The sequence below is a fragment of the Roseovarius sp. genome, assembly GCF_018066915.1.
Classification (GTDB): domain Bacteria; phylum Pseudomonadota; class Alphaproteobacteria; order Rhodobacterales; family Rhodobacteraceae; genus Roseovarius.
The window spans coordinates 1-4,397 of sequence record NZ_JAGPVV010000137.1; the positions used below are offsets into that span (position 1 = coordinate 1).

A 4,397-nucleotide genomic window follows, 5' to 3' on the forward strand; every position below is an offset into this window, starting at 1 on the left:
GTGATCGAGGTGTTCCAGCATGTCGCAATCTACGCCGGGGTGCCCGCCGCCAATCACGCGATCAAACTGGCCAAGGACACCTATGCAGAGATGGAAAAGGACAGACCATGACCGCCACCGACCTCTTTCAGCGCGACCGCACATGGCACCCGCCCGCCCTCACGCCGGATTATAAAACCTCCGTCGCCCGGTCGCCCCGTTTCGCGCTCCTGTCCCTTCAGACCTCGGCCAGCGAACTGACCGGGCCAACGTTCGGGCACAACGACATCGCCCCACTCGACAATGACCTCATCCGCAACTACGCCCATGGCGGCGATCCCATCGGCGAGCGTATTATCGTGCATGGCCGCGTGCTCGATGAAAACGCCCGGCCTGTGCCCCATACGCTCGTGGAAATCTGGCAGGCCAACGCAGGCGGGCGGTATCGCCATAAAAAGGACAGCTACCTCGCGCCGATTGATCCCAATTTCGGCGGCTGCGGTCGCACCCTGACCGACGAGAACGGCTATTACACCTTCCGCACCATCAAACCCGGTGCCTACCCCTGGCGCAACTGGGTCAACAACTGGCGGCCCGCGCATATCCATGTCTCTGTTTTCGGCACAGCCTTCGCCCAGCGCCTCATCACCCAGATGTATTTCGAGGGCGATCCGCTCATCGCCAAATGCCCCATCGTCCAGACCATCCCCGACCCCCGCGCCATCGACCAACTTGTCGCGGCGCTCGACATGAATGCCTCCGTCCCGCTCGATGCCATCGCCTACAAATTCGACATCGTGCTGCGCGGCACCCGTTCCACCTATTTCGAAAACCGACCCGAGGGGAATTGACCATGGCCCAACCGCTTGACTACCTCAAGGAATCTCCCTCGCAAACCGCCGGTCCTTACGTCCACATCGGCCTCGCCCCCGGCGACGCAGGCTTTGACATCTACGCGCAGGAACTTGGCCGCGACATCGCCGGTCCCAACGCCACAGGCACGCCCATCACCGTCACCGGAACCGTCACCGACGGCACCGGGGCCCCGGTCAAGGACGTGCTGATCGAGGTCTGGCAGGCCAATGCCGCAGGCGTCTATCCCGGCGCTGGCGAGGTCGAAGAGGGCTTTCGCGGTTGGGGCCGCGTGGTCCCCGATTTCGACACCGGGCAATTTCGCTTTGCCACCGTCAAACCCGGCCCCGTCATGGGCCGCAACGCCCGGCCCATGGCGCCGCACCTCAACCTCTGGCTGGTCGCGCGCGGGCTAAACGTGGGCCTCAACACCCGGATGTATTTCGGCGATGAAGCGCAAGCCAACGCCGCCGACCCGGTCCTCAACCTGATCGAACAAGCCCAGCGCCGCGCCACCCTCATCGCCCGCGCCGATGGCTCCACCTACCATTTCGACATCCGCCTTCAGGGCGAGGCCGAAACCGTGTTCTTCGATGTCTGAGGCCGCCATGTCCAACCCCTGCATCCTTTGCGTCGCCATCACCGGCTCGCTCCCCACCAAGGCCAACAACCCCGCCGTGCCGATCACGATTGCCGAGCAGATCGAGAGCACCCACGCGGCGTTCGAGGCCGGCGCCACCATCGCCCATTGCCATGTGCGCGACGACGCAGGCAAACCCACCTCCGACCCCGAGCGGTTCGCCCGGCTCAAGGAAGGGTTGGAGCAGCATTGCCCCGGCATGATCATCCAGCTTTCCACCGGCGGCCGCTCCGGGGCCGGGCATGAGCGCGGCGGCATGCTGCCGCTCCGCCCCGATATGGCCTCGCTCTCGGTTGGCTCCAACAACTTCCCCACCCGCGTCTATGAAAACAGCCCCGATCTCGTGGACTGGCTCGCATCCGAAATGATCGCCTATGACGTCAAGCCGGAAATCGAGGCCTTCGATCTCGGCCACATCATCCAGGCCTGCACCATGGCCAAGGACGGACGCCTGAAATCGCCCCTCTACGTGCAATTCGTCATGGGCGTGAAAAATTCCATGCCCGCCGATGAACGCGTGCTCGATTTCTACATCGAAACCCTCCACCGCCTCGCCCCCGATGCCCAGTGGTGCGGCGCGGGCATCGGCCCCGCGCAGCTTACCCTCAACGAATGGTGCATCGCCAAGGGCGGCCATACCCGCACCGGGCTCGAAGATAACGTGCGCCTTGACCGCGACCGCCTCGCCCCCTCCAACGCCGCCCTCGTGCGGCGCGCGGCGGACCTGTGCGAGAAATACGAGCGTCCCGTCGCCACATGGCAAGAGGCGCGCGCCATCCTCGGGCTGAGGCCCCCGGCATGACCCGCTTTGCCCGGCCCCAGGACGTCACGCTGCATTACGACCACCACAGGGGCGACCCCGCCCGCCGCGCCATTGTCTTCGCCAATTCCCTCGGCACCGACCTGCGCATCTGGGACGCGGTGCGCCACCAACTGCCGCCCGAAATCCCCACCCTCGCCATGGACAAGCGCGGCCATGGCCTCAGCGAACAGGGGCCCATCACCATCGCCACCCTTGCCACTGACCTTGCTGCGCTGATGGATCATCTGCACCTCTCAGACGCCCTGATCTGCGGTGTCTCGGTGGGCGGCATGATCGCGCAATCGCTGGCGCATCAGCGCCCCGATCTTGTGGCAGGGCTGATGCTGTGCAACACCGGGGCACAGATTGGCACGGCAGAGGCATGGAACATGCGCATCAACACCGTCCAGACCAGCGGCATCGCGGCCATGGCCGACGCCATTCTTGAGCGTTGGTTCGCCCCAGATTGGCGCGCCGCCCATCCCGTGGCGCTCTCGGGCTGGCGTCAAATGCTGATCCGCACGCCCGTCGATGGCTACGCCGCCACCTGCGCCGCAATCCGCGACGCCGACCTCACCGCCAGCACCGCGCGCCTGCGCCTCCCCGCCCTCTGCGTATCCGGCGCACAGGACGGTGCCACCCCGCCACCGCTGGTCGAGGCGCTGGCCAAGATGATCCCCGGCGCGCGCTACACCTGCCTCGACGGTGTCGGCCACCTGCCCTGCATCGAGACCCCCGATCGCCTCACCCCGCTCCTGCGCGACCTCTACGGGACGCTCCCATGACCGGCGTTTTCGATCACCCTTGGCTCGGCGCGCTTTTCGGTGATCCCGAAATTGCCGCGCTCTGGTCGCCCCAGACCCAACTCAACCATATGCTGCGGTTCGAGGCTGCATGGTCCCGCGCCTTGGGTCATGTCGGGCGCATCGACGCAGGCACCGCCGAAGAAACCGCCCGCCATATCCTCGGCATCACCCCCGACCTCACGGCGCTGGCCACCGGCACCGCCCGCGACGGTCTGCCCATCCCGGCCCTTGTCAGCCTGCTCAAGGCAACCGCCCCCGACCCCACCGCCGTGCATCAGGGTGCCACATCGCAAGACGTGCTCGACACGGCGCTTGCCCTCACTCTTCAGGCGACCACCACACTCCTCGATCAGCGCCTCACCGCTCTGCAATCGGCATTGGAAACCCTCGACCACCGCTTTGGGGCCAACCCGCTCATGGGCCGCACCCGGATGCAGGCCGCCATGCCCATTCGCGTGCGCGACCGCCTGCGCCCTTGGATCACGCCGCTCGCGGCCCATCGCACCCGCTTGGCCCGCGCGACCGACGGTGTCGCGCTCCTGCAGTTCGGCGGCGCTGTGGGCGACCGCGCCGCCATGGGCACCGATGCCCCCCGCATCGCGGCGCATCTGGCCAATGCCTTGGGCCTCGGCAATCCGCCCGCCTGCTGGCACGCCACGCGAGAGGGTCTTGCCGAGTACGCAAGCACCCTCTCGCTCATCTCCGGCACGCTCGCCAAGTTAGGACAGGACGTGGCCCTGATGGCGCAGCAAGGCTTCGACGAAATCCACCTCACCGGCACCGGCACCTCCTCGGCCATGCCGCACAAGCAGAACCCCATTTTAGCAGAGCTTTTAGTGACACTTGGCCGCTTCAACGCGGTGCAGGTCTCTGCCCTGCATCACGCTGTGATCCACGAACAGGAACGCTCGGGCACGGCTTGGGCGCTGGAATGGATGGTTCTGCCGCACATGGCGCAGGCCACAGGCCGCGCCCTCACCGCCGCATCAGAGCTCTGTCACGCCGTGACCCACATCGGCCTCAGAACTGCACCGCCGCCCGAAACTTGACGCCCGCCCCGCCATCGGGATGGCGCAGCCGCAATTCCTCGGAATGCAGCATCAGGCGCGGGAAATCCCGCGCCGCCCCCTGCGCATAGAGCGGATCGCCCAAAATCACATGGCCCAGCGCCAGCAAATGCACCCGCAACTGATGGCTCCGCCCGGTCTTGGGGCTGAGGCGCACCCGGCTCTCCTCGTCGCCCGCGCGCAGCACCCGCCATTCGGTCAGGGCCGCGCGTCCGGTCTCGTGACAGACCTTCTGCAACGGACGATTGGGC

Annotated in this window: 6 protein-coding genes and 1 pseudogene; 6 read left to right on the top strand and 1 reads right to left on the bottom strand. The window is 66.5% G+C overall.

The window, feature by feature from the left end; translation table 11 throughout:
* From KBT70_RS07545 to KBT70_RS07570, 6 genes and pseudogenes are all read left to right on the top strand, one after another.
* Window positions 1–111, top strand: a pseudogene (locus KBT70_RS07545) (4-carboxymuconolactone decarboxylase); the annotation flags it as partial.
* On the top strand, window positions 108–830 hold the full coding sequence (gene pcaH / locus KBT70_RS07550) for a protocatechuate 3,4-dioxygenase subunit beta (protein WP_296630692.1): 723 nt from the start codon (window positions 108–110) through the stop codon (window positions 828–830). The pseudogene KBT70_RS07545 and the gene pcaH, both read left to right, overlap by 4 nt.
* A 2-nt stretch (window positions 831–832) precedes the next feature.
* Window positions 833–1,432 (top strand): protocatechuate 3,4-dioxygenase subunit alpha, encoded by a 600-nt coding sequence (pcaG, locus tag KBT70_RS07555; protein ID WP_296630697.1) that lies wholly within the window; start codon window positions 833–835, stop codon window positions 1,430–1,432.
* Window positions 1,433–1,439: 7 nt separating this feature from the next.
* Entirely contained in the window at window positions 1,440–2,273 is an 834-nt protein-coding gene (locus KBT70_RS07560; protein ID WP_296630700.1) for a 3-keto-5-aminohexanoate cleavage protein, read from the top strand.
* Window positions 2,270–3,058 carry a 3-oxoadipate enol-lactonase gene (gene pcaD, locus KBT70_RS07565; protein WP_296630704.1) on the top strand — a complete coding sequence of 263 codons (789 nt, stop codon included), beginning with the start codon at window positions 2,270–2,272 and terminating at the stop codon, window positions 3,056–3,058. The genes KBT70_RS07560 and pcaD overlap by 4 nt, the downstream gene beginning before the upstream one ends.
* The gene (locus tag KBT70_RS07570) at window positions 3,055–4,128 is read left to right on the top strand and encodes a 3-carboxy-cis,cis-muconate cycloisomerase (RefSeq protein WP_296630708.1); all 1,074 of its coding nucleotides are present in this window, start codon (window positions 3,055–3,057) and stop codon (window positions 4,126–4,128) included. The genes pcaD and KBT70_RS07570 overlap by 4 nt, the downstream gene beginning before the upstream one ends.
* Here the strand turns inward: KBT70_RS07570 and KBT70_RS07575 are convergent.
* A partial coding sequence (locus KBT70_RS07575; RefSeq protein ID WP_296630711.1) for a pseudouridine synthase occupies window positions 4,100–4,397 on the bottom strand: 298 nt, incomplete at its 5' end. The genes KBT70_RS07570 and KBT70_RS07575 overlap by 29 nt on opposite strands.

Coding starts and splice junctions, on each gene's coding strand:
- pcaD (WP_296630704.1), top strand. CDS start 2,270: ATGACCCGCTTTGCCCGGCCCCAGGACGTCACGCTGCATTACGACCAC.
- pcaH (WP_296630692.1), top strand. CDS start 108: ATGACCGCCACCGACCTCTTTCAGCGCGACCGCACATGGCACCCGCCC.
- KBT70_RS07570 (WP_296630708.1), top strand. CDS start 3,055: ATGACCGGCGTTTTCGATCACCCTTGGCTCGGCGCGCTTTTCGGTGAT.
- KBT70_RS07560 (WP_296630700.1), top strand. CDS start 1,440: ATGTCCAACCCCTGCATCCTTTGCGTCGCCATCACCGGCTCGCTCCCC.
- pcaG (WP_296630697.1), top strand. CDS start 833: ATGGCCCAACCGCTTGACTACCTCAAGGAATCTCCCTCGCAAACCGCC.